This is a genomic window from Labrys monachus, assembly GCF_030814655.1.
GTDB classification, from domain to species: domain Bacteria; phylum Pseudomonadota; class Alphaproteobacteria; order Rhizobiales; family Labraceae; genus Labrys; species Labrys monacha.
The window spans coordinates 6265390-6289555 of sequence record NZ_JAUSVK010000001.1 but is presented as its reverse complement, the minus strand read 5'-3'; the positions used below and the strand labels follow the sequence as shown (position 1 = coordinate 6289555).

24 protein-coding genes are annotated in these 24166 nt (G+C 67.6%); 5 read left to right on the top strand and 19 right to left on the bottom strand.

Annotated features, from left to right (window positions below; genetic code table 11):
• Window positions 1-122: 122 nt before the first annotated feature.
• The 7 genes from cysK to J3R73_RS28655 form a co-directional block, all read right to left on the bottom strand.
• Window positions 123-1106, bottom strand: a complete 984-nt coding sequence (gene cysK / locus J3R73_RS28685; RefSeq protein ID WP_307435480.1) for a cysteine synthase A — start codon at window positions 1104-1106, stop codon at window positions 123-125.
• A gap of 91 nt (window positions 1107-1197) precedes the next feature.
• Window positions 1198-1647, bottom strand: coding sequence for an RrF2 family transcriptional regulator (locus J3R73_RS28680; RefSeq protein ID WP_307435476.1), 450 nt, complete (start codon window positions 1645-1647; stop codon window positions 1198-1200).
• Window positions 1648-1670: 23 nt separating this feature from the next.
• Window positions 1671-2141, bottom strand: coding sequence for a dUTP diphosphatase (gene dut, locus J3R73_RS28675; protein ID WP_307437769.1), 471 nt, complete (start codon window positions 2139-2141; stop codon window positions 1671-1673).
• 209 nt (window positions 2142-2350) lie between these two features.
• Window positions 2351-3637: a bifunctional phosphopantothenoylcysteine decarboxylase/phosphopantothenate--cysteine ligase CoaBC gene (coaBC, locus tag J3R73_RS28670; protein ID WP_307435473.1), complete on the bottom strand. Its 1287-nt coding sequence runs from the start codon at window positions 3635-3637 to the stop codon at window positions 2351-2353.
• Between the two features lie 87 nt (window positions 3638-3724).
• Window positions 3725-4546, bottom strand: coding sequence for an AcvB/VirJ family lysyl-phosphatidylglycerol hydrolase (locus J3R73_RS28665; RefSeq protein ID WP_307435470.1), 822 nt, complete (start codon window positions 4544-4546; stop codon window positions 3725-3727).
• A 426-nt stretch (window positions 4547-4972) separates the two neighbouring features.
• On the bottom strand, window positions 4973-5512 hold the full coding sequence (gene infC / locus J3R73_RS28660; protein WP_370880118.1) for a translation initiation factor IF-3: 540 nt from the start codon (window positions 5510-5512) through the stop codon (window positions 4973-4975).
• A gap of 147 nt (window positions 5513-5659) precedes the next feature.
• A complete protein-coding gene (locus J3R73_RS28655; protein WP_307435461.1) occupies window positions 5660-6922 on the bottom strand; it encodes a glycosyltransferase family 4 protein in 1263 nt (420 codons plus the stop codon).
• A gap of 116 nt (window positions 6923-7038) precedes the next feature.
• Between J3R73_RS28655 and J3R73_RS28650 the strand changes: the two genes are divergently transcribed.
• Both J3R73_RS28650 and J3R73_RS28645 read left to right on the top strand, forming a co-directional pair.
• Window positions 7039-7824, top strand: coding sequence for an alpha/beta hydrolase (locus tag J3R73_RS28650; protein ID WP_307435459.1), 786 nt, complete (start codon window positions 7039-7041; stop codon window positions 7822-7824).
• A gap of 53 nt (window positions 7825-7877) precedes the next feature.
• Entirely contained in the window at window positions 7878-8435 is a 558-nt protein-coding gene (locus J3R73_RS28645) for a NifU family protein (protein ID WP_307435456.1), read from the top strand.
• Between the two features lie 175 nt (window positions 8436-8610).
• Here the strand turns inward: J3R73_RS28645 and J3R73_RS28640 are convergent, their stop codons facing one another.
• From J3R73_RS28640 to J3R73_RS28605, 8 genes are all read right to left on the bottom strand, one after another.
• Window positions 8611-8988, bottom strand: coding sequence for a hypothetical protein (locus tag J3R73_RS28640; RefSeq protein WP_307435454.1), 378 nt, complete (start codon window positions 8986-8988; stop codon window positions 8611-8613).
• Window positions 8989-9145: 157 nt separating this feature from the next.
• Window positions 9146-10384: a DUF1501 domain-containing protein gene (locus J3R73_RS28635; RefSeq protein WP_307435452.1), complete on the bottom strand. Its 1239-nt coding sequence runs from the start codon at window positions 10382-10384 to the stop codon at window positions 9146-9148.
• Window positions 10385-10386: 2 nt separating this feature from the next.
• Window positions 10387-11826 carry a DUF1800 domain-containing protein gene (locus J3R73_RS28630; RefSeq protein ID WP_307435451.1) on the bottom strand — a complete coding sequence of 480 codons (1440 nt, stop codon included), beginning with the start codon at window positions 11824-11826 and terminating at the stop codon, window positions 10387-10389.
• A 285-nt stretch (window positions 11827-12111) separates the two neighbouring features.
• The gene (locus J3R73_RS28625; protein WP_307435449.1) at window positions 12112-12744 is read right to left on the bottom strand and encodes a class I SAM-dependent methyltransferase; all 633 of its coding nucleotides are present in this window, start codon (window positions 12742-12744) and stop codon (window positions 12112-12114) included.
• Window positions 12745-12829: 85 nt separating this feature from the next.
• Window positions 12830-13282: a nuclear transport factor 2 family protein gene (locus J3R73_RS28620; RefSeq protein WP_307435447.1), complete on the bottom strand. Its 453-nt coding sequence runs from the start codon at window positions 13280-13282 to the stop codon at window positions 12830-12832.
• A gap of 286 nt (window positions 13283-13568) precedes the next feature.
• Entirely contained in the window at window positions 13569-14189 is a 621-nt protein-coding gene (locus J3R73_RS28615) for an NADPH-dependent F420 reductase (protein WP_307435444.1), read from the bottom strand.
• A gap of 199 nt (window positions 14190-14388) precedes the next feature.
• Entirely contained in the window at window positions 14389-15330 is a 942-nt protein-coding gene (locus J3R73_RS28610; RefSeq protein WP_307435440.1) for an SDR family oxidoreductase, read from the bottom strand.
• A 50-nt stretch (window positions 15331-15380) separates the two neighbouring features.
• Window positions 15381-16016, bottom strand: a complete 636-nt coding sequence (locus J3R73_RS28605) for an NADPH-dependent F420 reductase (RefSeq protein WP_307435437.1) — start codon at window positions 16014-16016, stop codon at window positions 15381-15383.
• Window positions 16017-16133: 117 nt separating this feature from the next.
• On the opposite strand from J3R73_RS28605, the gene J3R73_RS28600 reads away from it, so the two are divergent.
• On the top strand, window positions 16134-16712 hold the full coding sequence (locus J3R73_RS28600) for a TetR/AcrR family transcriptional regulator (protein ID WP_307435434.1): 579 nt from the start codon (window positions 16134-16136) through the stop codon (window positions 16710-16712).
• A 161-nt stretch (window positions 16713-16873) separates the two neighbouring features.
• Here J3R73_RS28600 and J3R73_RS28595 read toward each other — a convergent pair whose 3' ends face one another.
• The 3 genes from J3R73_RS28595 to J3R73_RS28585 all read right to left on the bottom strand — a co-directional run bounded on the left by J3R73_RS28595 (window position 16874) and on the right by J3R73_RS28585 (window position 18782).
• Window positions 16874-17287 (bottom strand): nuclear transport factor 2 family protein, encoded by a 414-nt coding sequence (locus tag J3R73_RS28595; RefSeq protein ID WP_307435429.1) that lies wholly within the window; start codon window positions 17285-17287, stop codon window positions 16874-16876.
• 85 nt (window positions 17288-17372) lie between these two features.
• Complete coding sequence (locus tag J3R73_RS28590) at window positions 17373-17972, bottom strand: NADPH-dependent F420 reductase (RefSeq protein ID WP_307435426.1); 600 nt, start codon at window positions 17970-17972, stop codon at window positions 17373-17375.
• 75 nt (window positions 17973-18047) lie between these two features.
• Window positions 18048-18782 (bottom strand): SDR family NAD(P)-dependent oxidoreductase, encoded by a 735-nt coding sequence (locus tag J3R73_RS28585; RefSeq protein ID WP_307435423.1) that lies wholly within the window; start codon window positions 18780-18782, stop codon window positions 18048-18050.
• A gap of 229 nt (window positions 18783-19011) precedes the next feature.
• Here J3R73_RS28585 and J3R73_RS28580 point away from each other — a divergent pair, with 229 nt between their 5' ends.
• Both J3R73_RS28580 and uppP read left to right on the top strand, forming a co-directional pair.
• Window positions 19012-19908, top strand: a complete 897-nt coding sequence (locus J3R73_RS28580) for a LysR family transcriptional regulator (protein ID WP_307435420.1) — start codon at window positions 19012-19014, stop codon at window positions 19906-19908.
• 405 nt (window positions 19909-20313) lie between these two features.
• On the top strand, window positions 20314-21177 hold the full coding sequence (gene uppP, locus J3R73_RS28575; RefSeq protein WP_307435418.1) for an undecaprenyl-diphosphatase UppP: 864 nt from the start codon (window positions 20314-20316) through the stop codon (window positions 21175-21177).
• A 199-nt stretch (window positions 21178-21376) separates the two neighbouring features.
• Here the strand turns inward: uppP and J3R73_RS28570 are convergent, their stop codons facing one another.
• Window positions 21377-24151: a [protein-PII] uridylyltransferase gene (locus J3R73_RS28570; RefSeq protein WP_307435415.1), complete on the bottom strand. Its 2775-nt coding sequence runs from the start codon at window positions 24149-24151 to the stop codon at window positions 21377-21379.
• Window positions 24152-24166: the final 15 nt, after the last annotated feature.

Sequence of the window (24166 nt, the reverse complement as noted above, 5' to 3'; positions counted from 1 at the left end):
ATGACGGCGACGACGGGATGGAAGAGGAACCTGTTGCCGCACCCGCCTTCGCGAGCGGCCGAGGCGGCGCCGCGCCCTTGCCGTCCGGGCGAAAGCCGGGGGCGCCGCCGGCCGGCTTCGCGCTAAAGGCCCTCGAACAGGGCGCTCGAAATATAGCGCTCCGCGAAGGACGGCACGATCACGACGATGCTCTTGTCGTCCATGCCCGGACGGGCGGCGAGTTCGAGCGCTGCGGCGACGGCCGCGCCGGAGGATATGCCGCCGGGAATGCCCTCGATGCGGGCGAGCAGGCGCGCGGTGTCGAACGCGGTCTGGTTGCCGACGGTGATGACGTCGTCGATGATCGAGCGGTCGAGCACCTCGGGAATGAAGCCGGCGCCGATGCCCTGGATCTTGTGCGGCCCGGGCTGGCCGCCCGACAGCACCGGCGAATCCTCCGGTTCCACCGCGACGATCTTGATGCCCGGCTTGCGCGGCTTGAGGACCTGGCCGACGCCGGTGATGGTGCCGCCCGTGCCGACGGCGGACACGAAATAATCGATGTCGCCCTTGGTGTCGTTCCAGATTTCCTCGGCGGTGGTGAGGCGGTGGACTTCCGGATTGGCGGGGTTGCGGAACTGCTGGGGAATGATGGCGCTCGGCAGTTCCTTGACGATCTCCTCGGCCCGCGCCACCGCGCCGCGCATGCCCTGTGCGGCGGGCGTGAGCACGATCTCGGCGCCCAGCAGGGCCAGCATCTTGCGCCGCTCGATCGACATCGATTCCGGCATCACCAGGATGAGCCGGTAGCCGCGCGCCGCGGCGACGAAGGCGAGCGCGATGCCGGTATTGCCGGAGGTCGGCTCGACCAGCACCGTTTCCGGCTTCAGCATGCCGGCTTTTTCGAGCGCATCGATCATGCTGACGCCGATGCGGTCCTTGACGCTGGCGATCGGATTGAAGAATTCGAGCTTGGCCAGGATGCGGGCCTTGACGTTCTTGGCCTTGGCCAGGCGGTTGAGCTGCACCAGGGGCGTGTCGCCCACCGTCTCGGTGATCGACTGGTAGATACGGCCGCGGCCGGGCACGTGGTTCGGAACTTGGCTGGTCGGTGCGGCAGTTGCCATGGGTTTTCCCTCATTGGTCGATCGCGCGGAACTCAGCATTAATCCAGTAAATTGTCGAGATTAATGTGGAGTAACATTTTCGACATGTAAATTAGATCGCGAAGTCGATATTCGCCGCCGTGCCGCCGAACACGTGCTTGCGCTCGGCGTCGCGGCACAGATCCTCCACCGTGACCTTGTCGAGCTCCGCCAGGAAGGCCAGCGAGGCCTGGTTCACCGAGGGACCGATGACCTGGTCGACCAGGTTGGACACCGGGGCCGCATCGTCCTCGGAGGAGGCGTCCGACATCGCGGCGCGCACGATGTCGCCGGCGGTGATGCGGCGCCGTTCGCGCGCCAGTTCGTAGCCGCCCCGCGGGCCGCGCACGCCCTTGAGGATATTGTGGCGCACGAGCGCCTGCAGCAGGGTCTCGAGGTGGCGGGGCGGCAGGGCATGGCGGGTCGCGAGCGCCTTGGCGGCTACGGGCGTCGGCCTCGAATGGTGCGCGATGTCGACGACGGCGGCAATGCCGAGCAAGGAGCGACGCGAAAGAAGCTGCATGACCTAAATCCCCCTGGAACGATCTACCCGCCTGACCGGGTCCCCGTCGATCCGAAACCGGCGCTGCCGCGAACGGTCGAATCGACGCTGCTCGCCTCGACGAGCACGCAGGCCGTCACCGGGGCGATGACCAATTGGGCGATCCGCATGCCGTGGCTGACGACGAAGGGATCGCTGCCCAGATTGATCAGGGGGACCATGATTTCACCTCGATAATCCGCATCGATCGTTCCCGGGGCATTCAAGACGGTAATTCCGTTTTTCACAGCCAGGCCGGAACGTGGACGCACTTGCCCTTCATAACCCTGTGGAATTTGGAAAACCAGCCCGGTCGGCACGAGGGCGCGGCTCATCGGCGCGAGGACGATCGTCTCGCCCGGCGGCAGGGCGGCCGCGAGGTCCAGTCCGGCGGCGCCGGCGCTCTGGGCCGCCGGCAGCGGCAGGTCGCCGGCATGGGCGAGCTTGAGCACGGCGATGGCGAGGGGAGCGGTCATGACGGCCTTTCGGGAATGAGCCCGCTCCCGGCCGCAGGCGTTCGCGCTGCTCGCGGGCGAGAGGGTGGGGTGGTGGTTGCGGATGGGGGCGTGCTGAAGCGCCTGCATCCGGGGCAAATGACGATTCGACCGAATCGCCATTTTCTCCAACTCGTTGTTTTTGCGCATTTTCTCAATCGAAAAGTCTATCAACTTTTCTTGAGAATGCTCTAGCCGATATGGAGCTTGGCCCGCTCCAGCTGGCCCAGGCGGGCGACGAGCGCGGCGGCGACGGCCTGCTTGTCCATGTCGGGCCACGTCTCCACGCCGTTCATGGAGATGAGATGCACGCGGTTGCGGTCGCCGCCCATCACGCTCGCGCCGCCCGGCTGGGGCGAGACGTCGTTGGCGACGATGAGGTCGCAGCCCTTGCGGGCGAGCTTGGCGCGCGCATGCTCGACGACCTGCTCGGTCTCGGCGGCGAAGCCGACCACGAGCGTCGGCCGCTGCGCCTCGTCGCGTGCGATGGTGGCGAGGATGTCGGGGTTCTCGACCAGCATGAAATGCGGCGTGCCGCCCTCGTCCTTCTTGATCTTCTGCGCGCCCGCATCGGCCACCCGCCAATCGGCGACGGCGGCGGCGAAGACGGCGATGTCGGCCGGCAGGGCGTGCCGCACCGCTTCCAGCATCTCGCGCGCGGTTTCGACCGCCACCAGCGTCACGCCCGGCGGCGGCAGCAGCGAGACGGGCCCCGAGACCAGCGTCACGCGCGCCCCGGCCGCGAAGGCGGCCGCCGCGATGGCATAGCCCTGCTTGCCGGAGGAGCGGTTGGCGATGAAGCGGACGGGATCGATCGGCTCATGCGTCGGGCCGGCCGTCACCAGCACATGCTTGCCGGCCAGCGGAAGCGCCGCCAGCAATTTGGTGTCCGGTCCCGGCGAGGCGGGAAGCGGGATGAAGGTCTCGCCGGCCAGGGCGTGTTCGATCGCCGCGACGATCTCGAGCGGCTCGGCGAGCCGGCCCGGCCCGTATTCGCCGCAGGCCATCTCGCCGTCGTTCGGGCCGACGAAGGCGACGCCGTCCTCCCGCAGCCGGGCCACGTTGCGCTGCGTCGCCGGGTGGAGCCACATGCGCACATTCATGGCCGGGGCGGCCAGCACCTTCTTGTCGGTGGCGAGCAGGGCGGTGGAGGCGAGGTCGTTGGCGATGCCCTGCGCCATCCTGGCGAGGAGATCGGCGGTGGCGGGGGCGATCACCAGCAGGTCGGCGTCGCGCGACAATTCGATATGTCCCATCTCGGCTTCGTCGGTCAGCGAGAACAGGTCCGTATAGACCTTGTCGCCGGTCAGCGCGGAGACGGACAGCGGCGTGACGAAGGCCTCTCCCGCCTTGGTCAGGATCGCCCGGACGCCGGCGCCGCGCTCGCGCAGGCGGCGGACGAGATCCAGCGCCTTGTACGCCGCGATGCCGCCGCCAATGACGAGGAGGATGCGTTTTCCGGCGAGGATGGATGACATGGCACGATCCCGTGTGGCGCGATGGCTCAACACATAGATACAGCCGCAGAGCGATTCAATCGCGTTCGGGGGCGCCGGCCGTCCCCCTCAGGGCATCGCCATCGCGATCTGGTTCGATCCGGCATAGCGGATGCGATCGTCGCCGCCATGCGGATCCGGCAGGCCTTCGAGGATGCGGGAGGCGATGGCATCGTAGTTGCCGTCGAAATGGTGCCCGCCCGGCAGGGTGACGATCTCGACGCGCTGGGGGTCGACGTCGCTGCAACCCGAACGGTCGCCCTCGTCCGCGCCGCGGAAGCACTGCACATGCGGGCCCGAAATGGCGGCGACCGCGGGGATGGTCCGCCGTTGCGCCGAGAGGACCTTCATGAAGCCGACAGCATAGTCGGCCTCGCGCGACAGGCCGAGCAGGGAGACGAGATGGATGCGTTCGCGCAGTTCCGGCGTCAGGTGGGCGTAGACGGTGGCGGCGACGTCGGCGCCGAAGGAATAGCCGACGAGGATGATCGGGCGATCCGCCCGGAAGGGCGCCACCATGCGCTCGACCGCCACGGCCACTTCGTCCGGCGAGCGGTGATGGATGAAATAAGCGAGGCTGTTGAGGCCGATGGTGGTGACGCCGGCGCGGGCGAGGCCGGAGGCGATGCCGTCGTCGATGCCCCACCAGCCGCCATTGCCCGAGATCAGCACGGCGATCGGCCCGCCCTCGTTCTTGCCGTCGATCAGCACGACCGGCAGGTCACGCAGCGCGGCCGGCACGTTGCGGTTGTCGGGGGCGCCCAGCGCGCCCCATACGCCGCTGAACACGGTGGGGAACCAGCGCGGCAGCACCGTATTGCTGAAATAGGCACCGGCAGACAGCACGATCAACGCGATGCCGACCTGCCTCAAGCGGAACAATCTGGTCATGGGGATACATATGAAAGAGGATCCGGCCTTCTCCGCCGCGATGATGGCGCGAAAAAGGCAGGCCCGCGCAGTCCCTTGCGAGGAATTGAAATTTGTGCGCGCTGCCCGGAAGGACGCTTCCACGCGGCCGAAAGGCCAAAGGGGATGGGGCTTGGATCGAGAAGTTTCGCGCGCATCGGTCCCGGCCGTGCGGCACCCCGAGACATAGCCGCGATGTCGGAAAACGATGTCCGGCAGGAATCGAACCGGGCTTCCGGGACCTTAAGGAAGGCGGCGGCGCCGCGCGCTTTTCCGCCGGGGTCAAAGATTCGCACGGACGGGGCGGCCCAGGCCGCACGGGAGAACCGCGCCCGCGGGGCCCGGCGCCCCGCTGACGAAGGGCCAGGCCCGCCCACGGGCGGTCTTCCGAGAGGAAGCCGGCGCGCTTCAGCGCGGCGCCAGCACCATGATCATCTGCCGGCCTTCGAGGGCGGCATCCGATTCGACCTTGGCGATCAGCCCGGTATCGTCCTTCACCCGGTTGAGCAGGCGATAGCCGATCTCCTGATGCGCCATCTCGCGGCCGCGGAAGCGCAGCGTGACCTTGACCTTGTCGCCTTCCTCGAAGAAGCGCCTCATCGCCTTCATCTTGACGTCGTAGTCATGGTCGTCGATCGCCGGGCGGAGCTTGATCTCCTTGATCTCGACGGTCTTCTGATTCTTGCGGGCCTCGGCGGCCTTCTTCTGTTCATTGAACTTGAACTTGCCGTAGTCCATGATCTTGCAGACCGGCGGCTCGGCGTTGGCGGCCACCTCGACAAGATCAAGTCCGGCTTCGAAGGCCATGGCTATCGCCGCCCTCGTCTCGGTCACGCCGCGATTCTGGCCGTCCTGATCGATCAGCATGACGTCGCGGTTACGAATCTCCTCATTGATGCGCGGGCCGTCCTTTGCAACCGGCGCTGTTGTCCTCATAGGTCGACGAATGGCGGTAATCTCCTCTACCGTTCAAATGATTTGGGCAAAAATATAGGCTCGCGCAAGCCGCACGCCCAGCATGCCAGAAGATCGTGCCGATGCGCCCGGAAGTCAACGCTTTCGTTGCAAATGCCGTGATTTTCTCGCGAGCGCGGCTCAATCCGCGCCGAGACGGCGGCTCCTGACGAGGAGTTCGCCATAGACGTCCAGCGTCGCCTCGCACATCACATCGAGCGAGAAATGCGCCTCGACATGGGCGCGGGCGCGGGCGGCGAGCCCGTCGCGGGCAGAGGCCCCGAGCGTGAGCGCCTCGATCAGCGCCTCGGCCAGCGCCTCGGGGTCGCCCACCGCCGTCCGCCAGCCGGTGCGGCGGTTGCCGACGATCTCCGGCGGGGCGAGCACGGTTTCCGAGGTCGCGCCGTGGTCGGACACCACGACCGGGCAGCCCATGGCCTGGGCCTCCACGGCCGTGCGGCCGAAGGCTTCGGGGCTGGTCGAGGGGATGGCGACCGCGGCGGCGGACAGATAGGCGGCCGGCATGTCGCTGCAATGGCCGACGCGATGGACGGCGCCGCGCAGGCCCCGTTCCGCGATGCGGGCGTCGATATCGGCGACATAGCCGTCGCGGCCCTGCGGGTCCCCGGCGAGCACGAAGGCCACGTCCTCCAGGCCGCGCTGCTTGACCAGCGCCGCCGCGTCGATGAGGACGCGCTGCCCCTTCCACGCGGTGAGGCGGCCGGGCAGCAGGACGATGCGCTGATGCGGCTCGATGTTCCAGGCGCGGCGCAGCACCTCGACCCGCTCGAAGGACACCGCCGACGGCGAGAAGGCGGTGAGATCGGTGCCGCGATGGATGACGCGCACCCGCTCCCGCGCCTCGGGCCAGTTCTCGGCGATCGTCTCGGCGGTGAAATAGGAATTGGCGATGACGACGTCGCCTTCGGCCATCACGCCGTTGTAGCGTTTCTTCCAGCTGTTCCCGCCGGCATAGGAGCCGTGATAGGTGGTCACGAAGGGCAGGCCGAGCCGTCGCGTCGCCAGCCGGGCCGACCAGGCCGGCGCCCGCGAGCGTGCATGGACGAGATCGATCCTCTCCTCGCGGATCAGGCGTTCGAGCCGGCGGGCATTGCCCCAGATGCGCAGGGGATTCTTGGTCGAGGCGTTGAAGGGAACCCACAGGCCGCCGCGGGCCTGCAATTCGCCGACGAGGCGCCCGCCTTCGGTGGCGACGAGGGCGCGCGCGCCGCTGCGGGTGAGGGCGTCGGCGATGTCGATCGTCGTGCGCTCGGCGCCGCCCGCCTCCAGGGAAGGGATGATCTGCAGCACCGTGATGCCGGCCAGACGTTCTTCCTTCGGCCGCCGGGTGCTCGGCCGGGCGGTTCGCGAAAAGGCGGATGAGGGTGCTGGCTGCTCCGGCATAGTGCGTTTATAGAGCCTCCGCCTTTCAAAATGAAAGACGTCGCGGCAGTTGAAATGGACCGGCACCGATGTTTTGCCCAGCCGGCGTGCCGCGCCAGAGCAGGAAGGAAGACGACATGACCGGCAATCCCGCGACGATCGAGATCGGCGAAGGCGCGTCCTCCCGCGCCATCGCCTGGCGCCGGCAGCCCGGCCGGGGGCCCGACGTGGTCTGGCTCGGGGGCTTCCGCTCCGACATGCTGGCGACGAAAGCCTCCGCCCTCGCCGAATGGGGCCTGCGCAACCATCGCACCGTGATCCGCTTCGACTATTCCGGCCATGGCGAATCGGGCGGGCGCTTCGAGGACGGCACCATCGGGCGATGGCTGGAGGACGCGCTGGCGGTGATCGCCGCCGGCGTGCACGGCCGGCCCATCCTGGTCGGCTCGTCGATGGGGGGCTGGATCGCGCTCCTGGCGTGCCAGCGCCTCGCCGGGACGCCGCATGCGCCCGCCGGCCTCGTCCTGGTCGCGCCGGCCGTCGACTTCACCGAACGGCTGATGTGGGACGAATTCCCCGAGGCGGTGAAGCGGGAGGTGATGGAGACCGGCGCCTGGATGCGCCCCTCGGCCTATTCGGCCGAGCCCTATCCGATCACCCGCGCCCTGATCGAGGAGGGGCGCGGCCACCTTCTTCTCGGGCGCATGGTGAAAACCGGCTGCCCCGTTCACATATTGCAGGGCATGGAGGATCCCGACGTGCCCTGGCACCATGCCATGACGCTGGTGGAGAGACTGGCGGAGGACGATGTCACGGTGACGCTGATCAAGGATGGCGACCATCGGCTGTCGCGGCCGGAGGATATCGGGAAACTCGTCGAGGCGGTCGAAGGCATTGCGCCCAAATCGCTGCTCACTCTATAATTGCTTCAGTTTTCCTGGCCGGCCTTGACCCGGTCGCTGGAACGGAGAGAGACATGTTCATTCAGACCGAGGCGACGCCGAACCCGTCGACCCTCAAATTCCTGCCCGGCCGCGACGTGCTGCCGGAGGGCACGCTGCACATGACCAGCGCCGCCGAGGGCGCGCAATCGCCGCTGGCGGAAAAGCTGTTCTCCATCGAGGGCGTGGCGGGCGTGTTCTTCGGCTCGGACTTCATCACCATCACCCGCTCCGGCGTGGAATGGCAGCATCTGAAGCCGGCCGTGCTCGGCGCCATCATGGAGCATTATCTCTCCGGCGCGCCGATCCTGAGGGAGGATGTGGCTGCGCAGGGCGACGGCGAGGAGTTCTTCGACGAGGCCGACGAGGACACCGTCGAGACGATCAAGGACCTGCTGGAGACCCGCGTTCGTCCCGCCGTGGCGGCCGATGGCGGCGACATCACCTTCCGCGGCTACCGGGCCGGCGTCGTCTATCTCAACATGAAGGGCTCCTGCTCGGGCTGCCCGTCCTCGACGGCGACGCTGAAGAACGGCATCCAGAACCTGCTGCGCCATTTCGTGCCGGAAGTTCAGGAAGTCCGCGCCGCGTAGTTTCGGACCGCATAAGCCCGCGCTTGGAGGGTCGATCACCGATCGACCTCTTCCTATCCCGCAAGCATTGCGTTGCCGAGAGGGGCGATCGGTGATCGCCCTTCCATCGTCGCGCTTTTCCCGGCGAAGCCGGCGCCTGACGACATCCTGCCCCGTTCGCGTTGCCCTGTCCGCGTCAATAGCCGTCCCATTGGAAGAATTCGGGATAGGTGTGGCGCCACATGTCTTCCCGCTCCTTGTGCACGCCGATGAACTCGCCGAAGGCGATGCAGGCGCGGCGGCTGCCGCGGTCGCAGCCTGCGTGCAGGTGGCGCAGCTCGTCGAAATAGGGATCATAGGCGACGGGCGCGGGCTCGATATAGCGCGGCGGCGGTGGCGGGGCGGGGTGGTCCGCCAGCGCCTGGCCGAGCAGCACGCCGCCGACCGCACCGACCGCGACACCGCCGAGCAGCGCGCCGGTTCGGCCGTCCTCCGCCTGGGCGGGCGGGGCGGCAAGGGCGGCGATGGCGCCGAGCATGGCAACGGCAATCGAGGATCGAACAATCCGGTTCAAGGTCGTCTCCTGACTATAGATCCCCCAGCAATGAAGGGAATTCTATACAAGGCGGCTTAGCAATCTCTAAAGAGACTCCAGCGAGACGGCTCTACTGAAGATGAACATCCGTTTATCTTCGTGAACCATCGCGATTGTGCCTATATGCCTGACCTGTTCAGGCAAGCAGGCCGGCCATCGGCTTCACGGCCGCCGAATCCGGGAAGACCTGGTCGCCGAGAACTGCCGCCGACAGGCCGAACTGGTCGGCCAGCAGCCCCTTGAGCACGGCCCGGACGTCGGTCGTCGGCGCGAGGTCGCGGCCCTGATAGAGCTGGGCCGGCTTCAGGCCGGGCCAGTCGGCGATGACGCGGCCGCCCCGGACGGCGCCGCCCGCCAGCAGCACCACCGTGGCGGTGCCGTGATCGGTGCCGACGGTGCCGTTGATGCGGGCCGTCCGCCCGAACTCGGTGACCGCGACGATCGCGGTGTCCTGCCAGCGCGCGCCGAGCCCCTGCCGGAACGCATCGAAGGCGCCGTCGAGCCCGCCGAGCAGGCTCGCCAGCCGCCCGGTGGCGCCGCCCTCGTTGACATGGGTATCCCAGCCGTCGAAGGCGAGCGCCGCGACGCGGGGGCCGTCGCCGGCGGCCATGAGCCGGGCGGCGCCCTCGGCGGCCTGGCGCATGCCCGGGGCGGTGTCGAGGCCGCCGCGCGGCTTCATCGCCGCGGAGGTCATGCCGTCCCCGGACGCCATCCTGTCCGCATCGAGCCCCCGGCGCAGCATGGCGCCGAGCGCGGGATCGCGCTGCGCATAGAGGTCGAGCACCCGGGCCTGGAGGTCCTCGCCCGGCGGGGACAGCGATTGCGGCGACCAGCCGAGCACCGGCGCCGGCCCGCGGATGACCAGCGGCGTCGCCGGGCCGATCGCCAGCCCGCCCGACCGGGCCACGCGCTCGCCGGCGGGAAGCGCCGCCAGCGCCCGGTTGAGCCAGCCCGTCGCCGTGTGGCCCGGTCCGGCAAAGCCGCTTTCGAGCACGTCCTGGCCGTCGAAATGCGAACGCTCGCGATAGCCGGTCGCGGCGGCATGGACGATGGCGGCCTGTCCGGCCTTGAACAGCCCGGCAAAGACCGGCATCGCCGGATTGAGCGCGAAGAAGCCGTCCAGCGCCAGCGCCGCATGCGGTCCCGTCCGCGCCAGGGCGATGTCGCCGTGCAGGCCGGCATAATCGGGGTCGCCGACCGGGCCGACCGTCGACAGCCCGTCGAGCGCGCCGCGCAGGACGACGACGACCAGGCGGGGATCGCGCCCGTCGGCAGCGCGGGCGAACCGGGGCATGTGGGCCCAGGCGAACAGCGCGCCGCCGGTGAGGAGCACGGCGCGGCGCGAGGGATGCGGGCTTTCGCACAGGCTGTTCATCGTCATCTCCGCTGGAATTCGGGTGCCATCAGCAGCAGCGCCAGGCCCTGCTGCTTCGATTCGGCCTTGGCGATCGCCGCGCGGGTCTGCGGCGAGGCGGAGGCGCCGACCACCGCGTCGAGCGTGGCGGCGGGGTTGGCGATGTCCTTCACCTGGCGGGCTGCCTGCCAGGCGATGTCGAGACGCACCTTCATGCCTTCGGGCGAGGCCTGCGCGTCCACCGCATCGGAGAAGCCGTTGGGCCCCGGCACCTGCCAGAGCGGCTCGCCCAGCGCGGCGAGCCAGCCGAGCGACTGGCCGGTCTCCTTCGCCAGGTCGGCATCGCCGGCCGGCCCGGCATGGGTGGCGCGGCGGATGGCGACGACATAGTCGAGCGGCGAGCGCATCTTGGTCATCGGCGTCTTCCACGCCTCCGGCATGTCGACGAGCGTGGCGGCGACGGCGCGCAGATTGCCCCCGCTCGCCGCGAAGACCTTGGCCAGCCGCGCCACCGCGGTGGGCGGCGGATCGTCGGCGATGAAGTGCCGTGCGAGCTTGAGGGCGATGTGCCGCGCCGTCGCCGGCTGCGCGGCGATGTCGTTCAGCGCGGCCTCGGCCTGGCCCATGCCACCGGCCGGATAGGTCCGGCCGAGGAGGACCTCCTCGCCGGGCTCATGGGCGGCGGCCTCGAACACGAAGCTTCCGGGTTCCCCGAGCCGTCCCTCCCGCCCCGCCACCGTCCAGCCGGTGAGGAGGCGGGCGAGCGTGGTGACATCGGCCTGCGTATAGCCGCCGCCGACCCCGAGCGTGTGGAGCTCCAGGATCTCGCGGCCCAGATTTTCGTTGAGGCCGCGCCGGCCGTTCTGTCCGGCGCGCGAATCGGGGCCGATCGACTGCTGGTTGTCGAGATAGACCAGCATCGCCGGATGGCGTTCCACCGCCAGCAGCATGTCGGCGAAGCGCCCGAGGACGAAGGGCCGTATCGCCTCCCGCTCGAAGGCGCCGGCCGCCGCCCGCACATAGGGATGCTTGGCGACGGAGACGCAGAAATGGTTCGACCAGAAATAGACGAGGCGCTCGACGAAGCCCGCCTCGACCGACAAGGCCTTGTCGAAGCGCGCTTCCGCCTCCGCGCGGAACAGGCGGGCTTCGACCCCCGGGTCCGGCTTGGGTGGGAGCGGCGCGGCGGGCTGGGGCGGCGCGCCCGGGGGAACCGCAACGCGGCCCTTGTCGAGCTCGCGCTGGCGGGCCGCCGCCATGCTCGCCTCGATCGCGGCGGTGCTTCCCGTCAGGGCGGCGCCGGCCGGAGCGTCCAGGGAGATCAGCGCGATGTCGGGCTGCCGGAGCTCGGCCTTGAGAAAGCCGCGCGGGTCGGCGGCGACCTTGCCGATATCGCCGGGCCGGGCGCCGAGGCCGAAGCGGTTGCAGGCGATCAGGGCGGTGTCTGGATCGGAATCCGGCAAGTCTCGCCTCCCCTATGACCGGGCGTCGTCGGCGCGGCCGGCTTTCGGGTACCGGTCGTCACCGTCCATTCATGGCGCCTGCATGGGGTGGCGTTGCGGCATCGGCAGGGCGATAGAGCGGCAGAGTGTTTCGGAACTTTACGCGCGTCCCGCGAGGGGACGGCGCTCCCCGCGCCGCCGCTATCCCCAGGCTGTGCAAAACCTGCTCGGGAGATGGGACCATTACGGCCGCCGCCTGGTAAGCCGGCCCCCTGAAATTCGCTTGGGAGCGGCCGCCCGGACCCGTCAGGGCTTCACGAACCGATAGGCGAAGCGATCGGTCTGGCCCTTGATCGACGGATCGAACGCCTTGATCGAGTGCTGATCGTCCTCGTTCGCAAGCATGGTGCTGACCGCGTCCAGCACGAAGCCGGCTGCCTCGACCTCCTCGCGGACGGACGCGGGATCGATCCGATGCAGCGACGGGGTATCGCTCGCGCCCGACCCGGCGGCGGCGGCGTGGTCGACGATGACGTAGCGCCCACCCGGCTTGAGCCGCTCGTAGACAGCTCGATTGAAGGCGGCCGCCGTCGCGCCCTTCTTTTGGATCAGGGCGGTGTGGAGATCGTGGTAGAACAGGTGCAGCCACAGGACATCTGCGGGCTGCGTGACCTCGGGCATTGCGACGAGGTCCGCCGAGACGGCTTCGACATTCTCCCGGCCCGGCTCCTTCGCGAGCGTCCGCATGCGGCCGAACGGATCGTTCTTGAAGTGGGCGACTTCGGCCGGCACGAAGCTGTAGACCCGACCTTCGGGTCCCACGACGTCGGAGAAGAGACGGGTCCAGTCGCCGTCGCCTGGGTAAACGTCGATGACGGTGGAGCCCGCATCGACGCGTGCGAACCGGATCAACTCGGATAGCTTGGATTGGTCGTACATCGGAATCTCCGCTGAGGTTGGGCATTCGACGAGCGCGCGGCGTGCGAGGGGGCGATCCGCGGCTCTTTCACCGTATTCGTAGGCCCTACGAGGCTCGTTGTGCGGCCCCGGTGTCGATGGGCGAGGGCGTCGGGTTCGTGTCCGTCTTGGAGGCCCGCACCAATGCCTGCGTGTCGACATACTCCCGGATGCTGGTCAGTTTCCCATTTCGAACGGTAATGGCGAAGACCCAATTGTCCTCCCACGTCCTATTGGTGGCTTTGATTCTTCCCTTGGCGAAGCCGACGACCAGAACCCGGTCGCCCTGCGCCACGAATTCGCGGCGCTCCATGAGCGAAGTTTCGACCTTTTCGGACGCCGTCCGAAGCAAGTCCGTCAATCCGGCGTGCCCGCGGTGTGTGCCGGCCAGCGGCCAGTCCTGGCCCGGAATGATCCACTCGATATCTTCAGCGACCAGCGCCAGCAGCCCCTCCCTGTCGCCGCTGCCGATCGCGGCGAAGAAGTCCTTCACGGTCTGGACGTTCTCTTGTGTGCTCATTGGAAGTTCTCCATTTCCCTTACATCGCCTCACGCCGGATCTGATCGGCGACGATCGCTACAGGCCCGCAGCCGGAGCGAGGAAGCGAACGATCCCGTCCCTCAGGTCGGAAAGTCTCTACTTCTCTGGCCCTGCCGCAGGATTTCCAGACCGGGCCGCGGACGCTGGGTTGCACGCTCTTCGGCGCGACCACCGTCGATAGCCCACGGGAGTCGGCTGAAGAGAACGACGGGGGATGGATCCCACCGGCGTTGTCGGCCTGCCGGCGGGCGCCGGTGTCGGTCATTCAGCCGATATCGACGTTCATGGCGAAGTCCCACGTGCCAGCGCCGTTCTTGGCCAGGCCGATCATCATCAGACCGAGCGCTTCAAGCGTCTGAGCCATGCGCAGGCCGCCCACGTCGAACGGGCGCAGCCCGAGACTTTCGAGGAACGTCGAGACACGCGCTTTCGCCTCCGCATCGTCGGCTGCGATGAACGCGTCGAGGCGTCCACCCTTGGCAAGCACGTGACCGAAGATCGTGTTGAACGCCTTCACGACGTGAGCGCCCGCGGGAAGGCTTTTTGCAGTCTCCTGCGCACCGGAACTGCCGGCAGGGGTAACGAGGCCCGTCATATCGGCGTTGACCGGGTTGGCGAGGTCGATGATCACCTTGCCGTCGAGGGCGTCGCCAAAGTCGGCTACCACCGCGGCCACGCTGCCGTAAGGCACGGCGAGGATGACGATGTCGCCCGCCGGCGCAGCCCCATACGTCCCCGTGGTCGCTCCGGCCGCGAGCTTGCCGGCTAGTGCCTGCGCCTTTGCAGCGTCGCGGTTGACCACCTCCACGGTGTGTCCGGCATTGGCGATACGGCCCGCAACCGCCGCGGCCATGGTTCCAGAGCCAATGATGCTGATAGTACTCATGGAAAGTCTCCTTTGGCGTTAAGTGATCCTCGTAATCTCTACGAGGCATCCCCCGGTTGATGTTGCTTGCGTGCCGGGCCGCGCGCGTCATTCATCATGCCAATTCCAGATCGACAGTTTCTTGCCCGAACAGTTGACGGCATCGCGATTTCACTATCGGCCGGGCCGGTCACGGCCCGGCGTTCTACCCCAGCCGAACTCAGCTGGCGGGGAAGTAATGGCCGTTGTCCAGATCGGCGAGCAGGCCGGGCTGAGTGGGTTCCCAGCCGAGGGTCTGGCGGGTGATGGCACTGGACGCGGCGACGTCCAGCTTCACCAGATTCGCGAGGAACCCGAAAAAGCCCGGCAGCATCAGCTCATCCGCGGGAATCGGCACGGCCGGCAGTTTCAAGCGGCTGCCGATGGCTTCGGCGATCTCGCGGAACGGAATGGCCTCGTCGGCAACCGCATGCCAATTCCTGCCGGCGGGGCTCTTCTCCAGCGCCAGACGGAACACGGCGGCGAGGTCGCGGGCGTGCACGGCCGACCAATTGTTCTTGCCGTCGCCGGGATAGCCGACCACGCCCTTCTCCTTCGCAAGCCCGATCAGTATCGGGAGGAAGCCGGCATTGTCGGTCGTGCTGTGCATGATCGTGGGAATGCGCACCACCGAGGACCGCACGCCTTGCTCAGCGAGACCGAGCACGGTCGTTTCGACGATGTTACGAACCCGCAGGGTGCCCTTGAACTTCTCGCCGCCAGAGAGGGTGGGATCCTCCTCGGTGGCTGGACGGCCGAGATGTTCCCAGCCCGGCGAGCCGATGCTCCCAGACGTGACCAGCGGCTTTCCGGTCCCCTTCAGTGCCTCGCCATATGCGAGCATGATCGTCTGCTCGGCGGCAGCCACCGCGTCGAGGCCTCCGGTGGGAAGCAGGTCTTGCCGGTGCGCGACGTGAATGACACCGTCGGACTCCGCTGCCGCCGCTTTTAGCCCGTCGAGATCATCGAGGTCGCCGCGACGCACCTTGGCGCCAAGCGCAGACACCGCCTCTGCGGACTTGTCCGACCGGGCAAGGGCAGTGACCTGGTGACCGGCTGCAATGAGGTCGGAAATGATATACGGACCGGAATGGCCGGTCCCGCCGGTAACGAATACGTGCATGATATGGCTCTTTGTGGGCGAAGGGATGCGAGAAGGGATGGCGCGTGTCCTCAGACGAGGAGGCTGACGCCGATCGAGAAGTTGGGGTGTTTGATGGAGTGGGTCATGAGCCCCAGCCACAGCATGCAGGCGTGCTCCAGCGTCCGCGCCATGGTCAGCTGCCCGGCGTCCATGGGGCGCAGACCGAGGCTCTCGATGAAGGCTGAGACATGCGCCTTCGCCTGAGAGTCGTCCCCGGCGATGAACACATCCAAGGGGCGGCCGTCGACTGGACCGGCAGCCAGGACCTGGGCGTTCTGGGTGTTGAACGCCTTGACGATAGTGGCGTTGGCCGGCGCGACCTTGGCGATCTCCCGCGCGCCGAAACTCTCCTCAGGCGTGAGGAAACCCGTGAAGTCGGATTTGATGGGGTTGGTGATGTCGACGATGCGCTTGCCTGCCAGCTTTTCGCCGTACTGCTCCACCACGTCGAGAACCGCCGAGTAGGGCACCGCCAGAATGACGAGGTCGCCGGCCGGGGCGGCGCCGAACCTTCCTGTCGTCGCTCTCGAACCGATCTGCTCGGCCAGCGCCCGCGCCTTCGTGGCGTCGCGCCCCGTCACCTCGACGGTGTGCCCCGCCTTGGCGGCGAGGCCGCCGATCGCTGCGGCCATTCCGCCTGAGCCGATGATGCTGATCGTGCTCATGTTCGTGTTCTCATGACTGCTCTTTTCGGGTTGTCGGAAGGCGCCTTCGGCCCCATATTCTTTTGTGGATCAGTGATCCATATATCTGGACCACTGATCCGATTGTCAAGGTGACCTATGCGAGCCGACGCCAGAAAAAATTACAGCCACATCCTCACGGTCGCGCGTGAGGCCGTCACCGAGCGCGGTGCCGAGGTGTCGATGCGCGATATCGCCCGTCGGGCCGGGGTCGGGTTGGCCACGCTTCTCCGTCACTTCCCGACGCGAGAGGCCTTGTTCGAGGCGTTGCTGTGTACGAACCTGGACGCATTGACGCAGAAGGCGGACGAACTCGAAACGTCGAACGCACCCGGCGAAGCGCTCATCTCCTGGTTTCGCGAATGGGTGGTTTTCGCCCAGAGCTATCGGGGCGTTGTCGCCATGATGGCCGCCGCCCACACGAACCCGGACTCGGCTCTTTATGCTTCATGCGCAGCGGTGCACTCGGCGAGCGCGCGACTGCTGCGCCGTGCTCAGGCCGAAGGTACCGCGCGCGCCGACATGAATGGGGATGACCTGTTCGCCCTGATGACGGCCCTCGGCTGGGCGGTCGACCAGCCCTCCTTCGCGCCACGGGCCGATCACCTCTCTCACCTTATTATGGGCGCCATCCTCACAAAATCGCCGGGCAGCGATGTCGAGAAAGCAGGAAGTTGAATCGGATCGGCATCTGCTGCGCTCGGCCGTCAAAGCCGGTTAGTTGCGAAATCGCGGAACGCCAGCTGGATTTCTTCCCTGGTGTTCCTGACGAAGGGACCGCCGAATATGACGGGGGTTCCCCAAGCGGCGGCCCGCCGGCCATTGGCGGTCTGCCAGCGCTACGCCGGCCCTGACGCGTCCATCTGCGAGGCCCGGGCCAGGGCCTGCGTGTCGACATATTCCCGGATGTTGGTCAGTCTGCCGTCCCGGACCGTGATGGCGAAGATCCAGTCGTCCTCGAACGTCTTGTTCGTGGCTTTGATCTTTCCCCTTGCGAAGCCGATGACGAGGACCCGGTCTCCTTGCGCCACGAACTCCCGGGGTTCCGTGGATGTTTCCATCGACTTGGATGCCGTCTCGAGCAGATCCGCCAGCCCGGCGTGCCCGTGCCGCGTTCCGGCCAGCGGCCAGTCCTTGCCCGGAATGATCCATTCGATGTCTTCGGCGACCAGCGCCAGCAGAGCCTCCCTGTCGCCGCGGCCGATCGCGGCGAAGAAGTCTTTCACGGTCTGGATGTTCTTCTCAATGCTCATGGGACTTTCTCCGTTTCGCACGGATCGGATCGCGCTCGACCCGACCGCGTGCGTCGTATCCCTGCCGTCGGGAAAGTCGTGTTCGTCAGTCGAACTTGACCAAATCCTTGAAGATCAGCCGGCCCCAACTGTTCCCGCGCGCCTGCACAAGCAGTCCGCCTTCCGACAGCCCGCCAAGTTTGATCGGCGCGAAGCCGAGATTTTCCGCGAGCGTGCCAATCTCCGCCGCCGCGTCGTCATCGTCACTCGCCAGGAACACGACTCTCCTGCCACCATGGACGGCCGGATCCTGCGCAAGTGAGGCAGCGCCCAAATGGTTGAAGCCCTTGACCAGCCTTGCACCAGAAAAAGCCTGTGCGATGAACCTGGAAGAAGGCTGACCTCCCAGTTGCTCGGGGGGCACGCCGTAGGCATTGGTCACATCGACGATGGTCTTCCCTTGCCAGGTGGGCAGCGCCTTGGCGACATCCGGGTGCGACTCGAAACGGACGGCCAAGAAGATGACGTCCGCCTTGACGGCTTCCGCCAGTGCTTTGGCAAGGATCGTGGGCCCGATCGCGGCCGCTTCGGATGCAAAGCTTTCGGGGGCGCGCGTGGTTGCCACGGATACTTCGATGCCCTTGCGGGCAAACGCCTTGGCCAGGGCCTTGCCGATAGTGCCGAAGCCGATGATTGCGTAGCTCATCTGTGTATTCTCCTTGAGTTTACCAGGCCCGCTCGGGCTCCGAATGTCGGATGGAGCCCGTCCAGGCGTAGCGCGTCAGAGTTGCGCCAGGCCGCCGTCGACGGCGACCTCGCTGGCGGTCATGAAGCTGCTGTCCGACGACGCGAGAAAGGCGGCCGCGGCCGCGATCTCCGTGGGATCGGCCATGCGCTGGAGCGGAGTCATCGCGCCGTAGGCCTTCTGGCCCTCCTCGCCCAGCGCTTCCTTCGCGAGTTCGGTCGCCGTCGCCCCGGGCGACAGCACGTTGACCCGGATGCCGGTGCCCTTCAGGTCCTCCGCCCAGCTCCGCGCGAGGTTGCGCACGGCCGCCTTGCTCGCGCTGTAGGCCGTGAATCCCGGGGCGCCCGTGGTACCGGCGCTCGATCCGGTCAGGATGATCGAACCGCCCTGGCCCATCAGCGGCAACGCCTTCTGGACCGTGAAGATCGTACCCTTCACATTGGTGTCGAAGGCTTCGTCAATGTGCGCGGCGGTGATCTGGCCGAGCGCAAGCGGGCTTCCCGCCCCGGCATTGGCGAAGACGATATCGAGGGTTCCGCGCTCGGCCTTCACCGCCGCGTAGAGGCGGTTGAGGTCGGCCTCATCCGAGACCGAGCCCTTCACCGCGCGGGCATGGGGGCCAAGCTCGGCCATGGCGGCGTCGAGCGCTTCCTGCCGGCGGCCGTAGATGAAGACGAAGGCGCCTTCCTCGATGAATCGCTTTGCCGAGGCGAGGCCGATGCCGGTGGCGCCGCCGGTGATGACGGCGGTCTTTCCATTCAATCTGGTCATGTCGTGCGGTCCTTGTTTCGCCGTCTCGGGTCTTGGCTGTAGGGGGAGGTCCCCCCAAGAGCCTCAACATGGGTCCGCCGGAGGCAGGTGGTGAGGGCGGAATCGCGCACATCGGTGGTGCAAAAACGATCCAGTTGGACGATTGAACGTCGCCGCGTTCGCATGCACTGCGGCACAACGTGTTATAGTGAGCTTCGCAAAGGCGCCGCTTGCGGCGCGGGAATGCACCATGATCGATTGGGATGACGTTCGCTACTTTCTTGCCGCGGCGCGCGGAGGCTCAGTGCGGGCCGCCGCCAAACGTCTCGGCGTGAATCACGCGACCGTGCTGCGCCGCATCGCCCAGCTCGAGGGCCGCCTCGGGGCGCAGCTGTTCGAAAAGCTGCCTTCGGGCTACCGCCTGACGGCTGCGGGCGAGGAGGTCCTCGAGCTCGCGGAGCAGATGGAAGCGTCGTCGAACCAGCTGGAGACGCGCATCTTCGGCCGCGACCAGAGCGTGCGCGGGCTTTTGCGGGTGACGTTGACGCCGATCCTCGCGACACACCTGCTCATCCCGGACTTCGCCGATTTCGCGCGCCTGCATCCGGACATCGAGATGGAGATCCTGTCGTCCGGCGAGCTGGCAAACCTGACCAACCGAGAGGCCGACGTGGCGATCCGCGTCGTCTATGACCGCAAAACCCTGCCGCTCAATCTTCACGGCCTGAAGGGACCGGCGCTGTTCGGCGGCGTCTACATATCCCGCGATCGGCTGGATGCGTGGCGGGCCGGCGCGACGGATCCCCTCCGGTGGATCGTCATAAGCATGCATGGAATTCCGGATTGGGCGAGCGAGGGCGAGGTGGGCACCACGGGGGTTCCCTTCAGGATCACGGACGCCGGGGCGCAGATCGCCGCTGTACGGCAGGGGCTCGGGATCACGACGCTGCCGTGCTTCGTCGGAGATGCCGACCCGCTGCTGGTGAGGGTGCCGGGCACCGATCTGCACATGTACGGAACGCTCTGGCTTCTCACACAGGGGGAGACACGCAAGACGGAGCGCGTCCGGCTCTTCACGGCGTTCGTGTCCCGCAGCCTCGCCGCGCACGCTCCACTCCTCGCGGGGCTGTCAATATCGCGCGACTGACGCCCGGGAGAGACCCTTCATGCGTCTGGTCTACACACCCGCAGCGGGCGATCCGATATCGCACTTCGGCCTGCCCGCCATGAGGCCGAGCTGAGCCGCAGCCCCGCTTCGCGGCGACCGTGTTCCGTTGTGCGAGCCGAAGTCTCGCTCGGCCTGTTCGGCCGGACGTGCCTTCGGGATACCGGCCGGGATCGCCCCTGCCAGGGCCTCGGCGGACCCGGACTGCCCGTAGGGAATGTCCCGGCGCGGCCGGCGGCCGGACTGTGCACCGCAGCATTATGACGGCCCCGTGCCTCAAAGCCGCCTTGATTCCACGGTCTGTCTCCCGCCCGGCCGCCTGCATGAAGCCGGCGGCGGGGACCCGAGCCCCTCATCCTGATAGGGCTCGACGAGCGGGGACGGCGGATGAGCGGAGCGTGTACGCAAGGGGTCGATACGGGATTCGTGACCCTCGGAGCGGCCAAGGTCGCCATTCTCGGCGTGGTGCAGGGCATCACCGAGCTGATGCCGATCTCCTCCACGGCGCATATGCGCCTGGTGCCGGCGCTGCTCGGCTGGCAGGATCCGGGATCGGCCTTCTCCGCCACCATGCAGCTCGCGGCGCTCAGCGCGGTCGTGTGCTATTTCTGGCGCGACATCCGCGCCATCGCCGGCGGTTCGCTCGCAGCCGTCGCCTCGCGCGACTGGGGCTCGACCGAATTCCGCCTCGCGGTCGGCATCGTGCTCGGCACCGTCCCGATCGTCATCGCCGGCCTGTTCCTCGCCCCGCTGCTCAACACCTGCGACAGCCCGCTGCGCACACTGCCGGTGATCGGCATCGCCTGCCTCGTCATGGGCGTGCTGCTCGCCATCGCCGAAATCGCCTGCCGCCACCGCCGCCGCACCGAGGACATGCGGCTCTCCGATGCGCTGATCGTCGGCGTGGCGCAGGTCGGCGCGCTGATCCCGGGCGTCTCCCGCTCCGGCTCGACGCTGACGGCCGCCCTGTTCCGGGATTTCGCCCGCGAGGAGGCGGCCCGCTTCTCCTTCCTGCTCGGCCTTCCCGCCATCGCCCTGGCGGGGCTGCACGAGGTGGTGACGCTCGTCCACGCCCATCTCGCCCTCGAAGGCTGGCTCATCCTGCTCGTCGGCGTCGTCGTCGGCAGCCTGTCCTCCTTCGCTGCCCTGTGGGGCCTGATGCGCATCCTCGAGCGCTACTCCACCTGGCCCTTCATCATCTACCGCATCCTGCTCGGCGTGGCGGTGCTGTGGGTCTCCTTCGCGGCGTGAGGCCCCGGGAGCGCGGGCATCCTGCCCGAACCCAATTTGCCCCAAGATTTAAGAGGAGAAGGCGCAGTTTTTGTCATACCCGGGCTTGTCCCGGGTATCCAGACTTCGCGCGGCATGACGCTTGCGGCCCGGCAATGACAAATCCTGAACGGTCATCGGCCAAAAATCACCTTTGGACATCTTGTCCGCGCTCCCGGGGCTATTTCCCCTTGCCTTCCTTCTTGCCGAACACCGCCAGGAGATTGTCGCGGATGCTGTGCTGGCGTACCGGCGAGGTGATTTTCGCGCCCGTGAGGTCGGTGACGTAGAACACGTCGACCGCCTTCTCGCCGAAGGTGGCGATGTGGGCGGAGGCGATGTTGAGGTTGAGCTGCGAGATCGCCGTGGTGAGGTCGTAGAGCAGGCCCGGCCGGTCGAGGCCGGAGACCTCGACGACGGTGTGGCGGTGCGACCATTCATTGTCGACCACCACGTCCGGCGCGACCTGGAAGGCGCGGTGGCGCGTCTTGCCGGCGCCGCGCTTGGCGACCGCCTCCGGCAGGCGGATGGCGCCGCTCAGCGCCTGCTCCATGCCCTGGGCGATGCGGCCGGCCCGCCGCAATTCATCGGCATCTTCAGGGAATTCCCGGCTGACGAAGATGGTGTCGAGGGCGAGGCCGTCGGTGGTGGTGTTGATCTGCGCGTCGACGATGTTGGCACCCGCCGCCGCGCAGGCGCCGGCAATCACCGACAACAGGCGCGGATGGTCGGGCGCGAGCACGGTGAGCTCGGTCACGCCGCGGAAGGCATCGGTGTCGACCTCCGTGCCCAGGCTCTCCCCGCGCGCCGTCACCGAGCGGATGAAGCGGGCATGGCGCAGCCGCGTCGGCAGGTCGACCTTCAGCCAATAGGGCGGATAATGGCGGCCGACATAGGCCTCGATCTCCTCAGGGCTCCAGTCGGTCAGCGCGGCCCGCAGCTCTTCCTGCGAATGGCGCACGCTGGCGCGCCGGTCGGCGTTGGAGTGGCCGCCCGCCAGCACCAGTTCGGTTTCCCAGAACAGGGAGCGCAGGAGCTGCCCCTTCCACCCGTTCCACACGCCGGGGCCGACGGCGCGGATGTCGGCGACGGTGAGGATGAGGAGGAGCTTCAGCCGCTCCAGCGTCTGCACCGTGCCGGCGAAGGTCTCGATCGTCTTGCGGTCCGACAGGTCGCGCGACTGGGCCGTCATCGACATCACCAGATGCTGCTCGACGAGCCAGGACACCGTGTCGGTCTCGGCCGGGGTCAGGCCGAGGCGCGGCCCGAGGCGGCGGGCGATACGGGCGCCGGCGATGGAGTGGTCCTCCGGGCGGCCCTTGGCGATGTCGTGCAGGAAGGTGGCGACGTAGAGCGCCGTCCGGTTCTGGATCGTCGGCATGATCTCGTTGACGAGCGGATGCTCGTTGGAGCCGACATTGCGGTCGATGTCCGCAAGCTCCCCCACCGAGCGCAGCAGGTGCTCGTCGACCGTGTAGCGATGATACATGTTGAACTGCATCATCGCGACGACCTTGCCGAAGTCGGGGATGAAGCGGCCGAGCACGCCGGCCTCGTTCATGCGCCTGAGCACGGTTTCCGGTGCGTTGCGCGAGGTCAGGATCTCGAGGAAGAGGCGGTTGGCCTCGGTGTTGTCGCGCAGCGCCGCGGTGATCAGCTTCAGCGACTGGGTGACGAGGCGCATCGCCACCGGGTGCAGCGCCAGGCTGTGGAGATCGGCGAGGTGGAACAGGCGGATCAGGTTGACCGGATCGCGCGCGAACGCCTTGTCGTCGGCGACGTTGAGGCGCCCCGTGTCGATCACGAAGTCCTTGGTGCCGGTCAAGGCCTGGCGCTGGGCCCGGCGGAACGGCGCGATGAAGCGGTCGAGCCGCGCGCGGGGCTTCTGCTGGCGTTCCTCCAGGGCGGCGCAGACGATCGCCGTGAGGTCGCCGACATCCTTGGCGACGAGGAAATAATGCTTCATGAAGCGCTCGACGCCGCGCAGGCCGCCGCGGTCGGCATAGCCGAGCAAGGTGGCGATATCCTGCTGGAGGTCGAAGGTCAGGCGGTCATCGGGCCGTCCGGCGAGGAAATGGATGGCGCAGCGCGTCGCCCACAGGAAATCCTCCGCCAGCACGAATTGCCGGTATTCGCGCCGCGTGAACAGGCCGGCATCGACCAGCGCCGCGGCGTCGCGCACCCGGTAGACATATTTGGCGATCCAGTAGAGCGTGTTGAGGTCGCGCAGGCCGCCCTTGCCCTCCTTGACGTTGGGCTCGACGCGGTAGCGCGAATTGCCGGTCTTGACGATGCGCTCGTCGCGTTCGGCGAGCTTGGCGGCGACGAACTCGGCCGCCGTCGACTGCACGATCTCCTTGTCGAAGCGGGCGGCGAGATCCCCGGCCAGCGACATGTCGCCGAGGATCGGGCGCGCCTCCAGCAGCGTGGTGCGGATGGTCATGTCGGTGCGGGCGAGGCGCAGGCAGTCGTCGATCGAGCGCGTGGCGTGGCCGACCTTCTGGCCGAGGTCCCACAGCACGTAGAGGATCGCCTCGGTGACGCTCTCGCCCCAGGCGGTCTGCTTGGCCGGCAGCAGGAAGAGGAGGTCGATGTCCGAGCCCGGCGCCAGCGTGCCCCGGCCGTAGCCGCCCACCGCGATGATCGCCATGCGCTCGCCGGAGGTGGGATTATGCGTCGTGTAGACATAGCGCGTGACATAGGCATAGGTCGCGCGGATCAGCTCGTCCTCCAGCCAGGACAGGCGCTGGGCGCAGACCGTGCCGAGCCTGTCCTCGTGGAACCACGCCTTGATGCGCTCGCGCCCCTCGCGCAGCGTCGTCTTGAGCAGCGCCACCACGGCGAGGCGCAGCGCGTCGCGCTCGCCCTCGTGCTCCAGGGCGAGCGCGTCGATCTCCGCCTCGAGCGCCATGCGGTCGATGACGAGATGCAGCTCACGATCGGGCTTGTCGAGCATGGGGGGCCTTTGGGG

Coding starts and splice junctions, on each gene's coding strand:
- cysK (WP_307435480.1), bottom strand. CDS start 1,106: ATGGCAACTGCCGCACCGACCAGCCAAGTTCCGAACCACGTGCCCGGC.
- J3R73_RS28680 (WP_307435476.1), bottom strand. CDS start 1,647: ATGCAGCTTCTTTCGCGTCGCTCCTTGCTCGGCATTGCCGCCGTCGTC.
- dut (WP_307437769.1), bottom strand. CDS start 2,141: ATGACCGCTCCCCTCGCCATCGCCGTGCTCAAGCTCGCCCATGCCGGC.
- coaBC (WP_307435473.1), bottom strand. CDS start 3,637: ATGTCATCCATCCTCGCCGGAAAACGCATCCTCCTCGTCATTGGCGGC.
- J3R73_RS28665 (WP_307435470.1), bottom strand. CDS start 4,546: ATGACCAGATTGTTCCGCTTGAGGCAGGTCGGCATCGCGTTGATCGTG.
- J3R73_RS28655 (WP_307435461.1), bottom strand. CDS start 6,922: ATGCCGGAGCAGCCAGCACCCTCATCCGCCTTTTCGCGAACCGCCCGG.
- J3R73_RS28650 (WP_307435459.1), top strand. CDS start 7,039: ATGACCGGCAATCCCGCGACGATCGAGATCGGCGAAGGCGCGTCCTCC.
- J3R73_RS28645 (WP_307435456.1), top strand. CDS start 7,878: ATGTTCATTCAGACCGAGGCGACGCCGAACCCGTCGACCCTCAAATTC.
- J3R73_RS28635 (WP_307435452.1), bottom strand. CDS start 10,384: ATGAACAGCCTGTGCGAAAGCCCGCATCCCTCGCGCCGCGCCGTGCTC.
- J3R73_RS28625 (WP_307435449.1), bottom strand. CDS start 12,744: ATGTACGACCAATCCAAGCTATCCGAGTTGATCCGGTTCGCACGCGTC.
- J3R73_RS28620 (WP_307435447.1), bottom strand. CDS start 13,282: ATGAGCACACAAGAGAACGTCCAGACCGTGAAGGACTTCTTCGCCGCG.
- J3R73_RS28615 (WP_307435444.1), bottom strand. CDS start 14,189: ATGAGTACTATCAGCATCATTGGCTCTGGAACCATGGCCGCGGCGGTT.
- J3R73_RS28610 (WP_307435440.1), bottom strand. CDS start 15,330: ATGCACGTATTCGTTACCGGCGGGACCGGCCATTCCGGTCCGTATATC.
- J3R73_RS28605 (WP_307435437.1), bottom strand. CDS start 16,016: ATGAGCACGATCAGCATCATCGGCTCAGGCGGAATGGCCGCAGCGATC.
- J3R73_RS28600 (WP_307435434.1), top strand. CDS start 16,134: ATGCGAGCCGACGCCAGAAAAAATTACAGCCACATCCTCACGGTCGCG.
- J3R73_RS28595 (WP_307435429.1), bottom strand. CDS start 17,287: ATGAGCATTGAGAAGAACATCCAGACCGTGAAAGACTTCTTCGCCGCG.
- J3R73_RS28590 (WP_307435426.1), bottom strand. CDS start 17,972: ATGAGCTACGCAATCATCGGCTTCGGCACTATCGGCAAGGCCCTGGCC.
- J3R73_RS28585 (WP_307435423.1), bottom strand. CDS start 18,782: ATGACCAGATTGAATGGAAAGACCGCCGTCATCACCGGCGGCGCCACC.
- J3R73_RS28580 (WP_307435420.1), top strand. CDS start 19,012: ATGATCGATTGGGATGACGTTCGCTACTTTCTTGCCGCGGCGCGCGGA.
- uppP (WP_307435418.1), top strand. CDS start 20,314: ATGAGCGGAGCGTGTACGCAAGGGGTCGATACGGGATTCGTGACCCTC.
- J3R73_RS28570 (WP_307435415.1), bottom strand. CDS start 24,151: ATGCTCGACAAGCCCGATCGTGAGCTGCATCTCGTCATCGACCGCATG.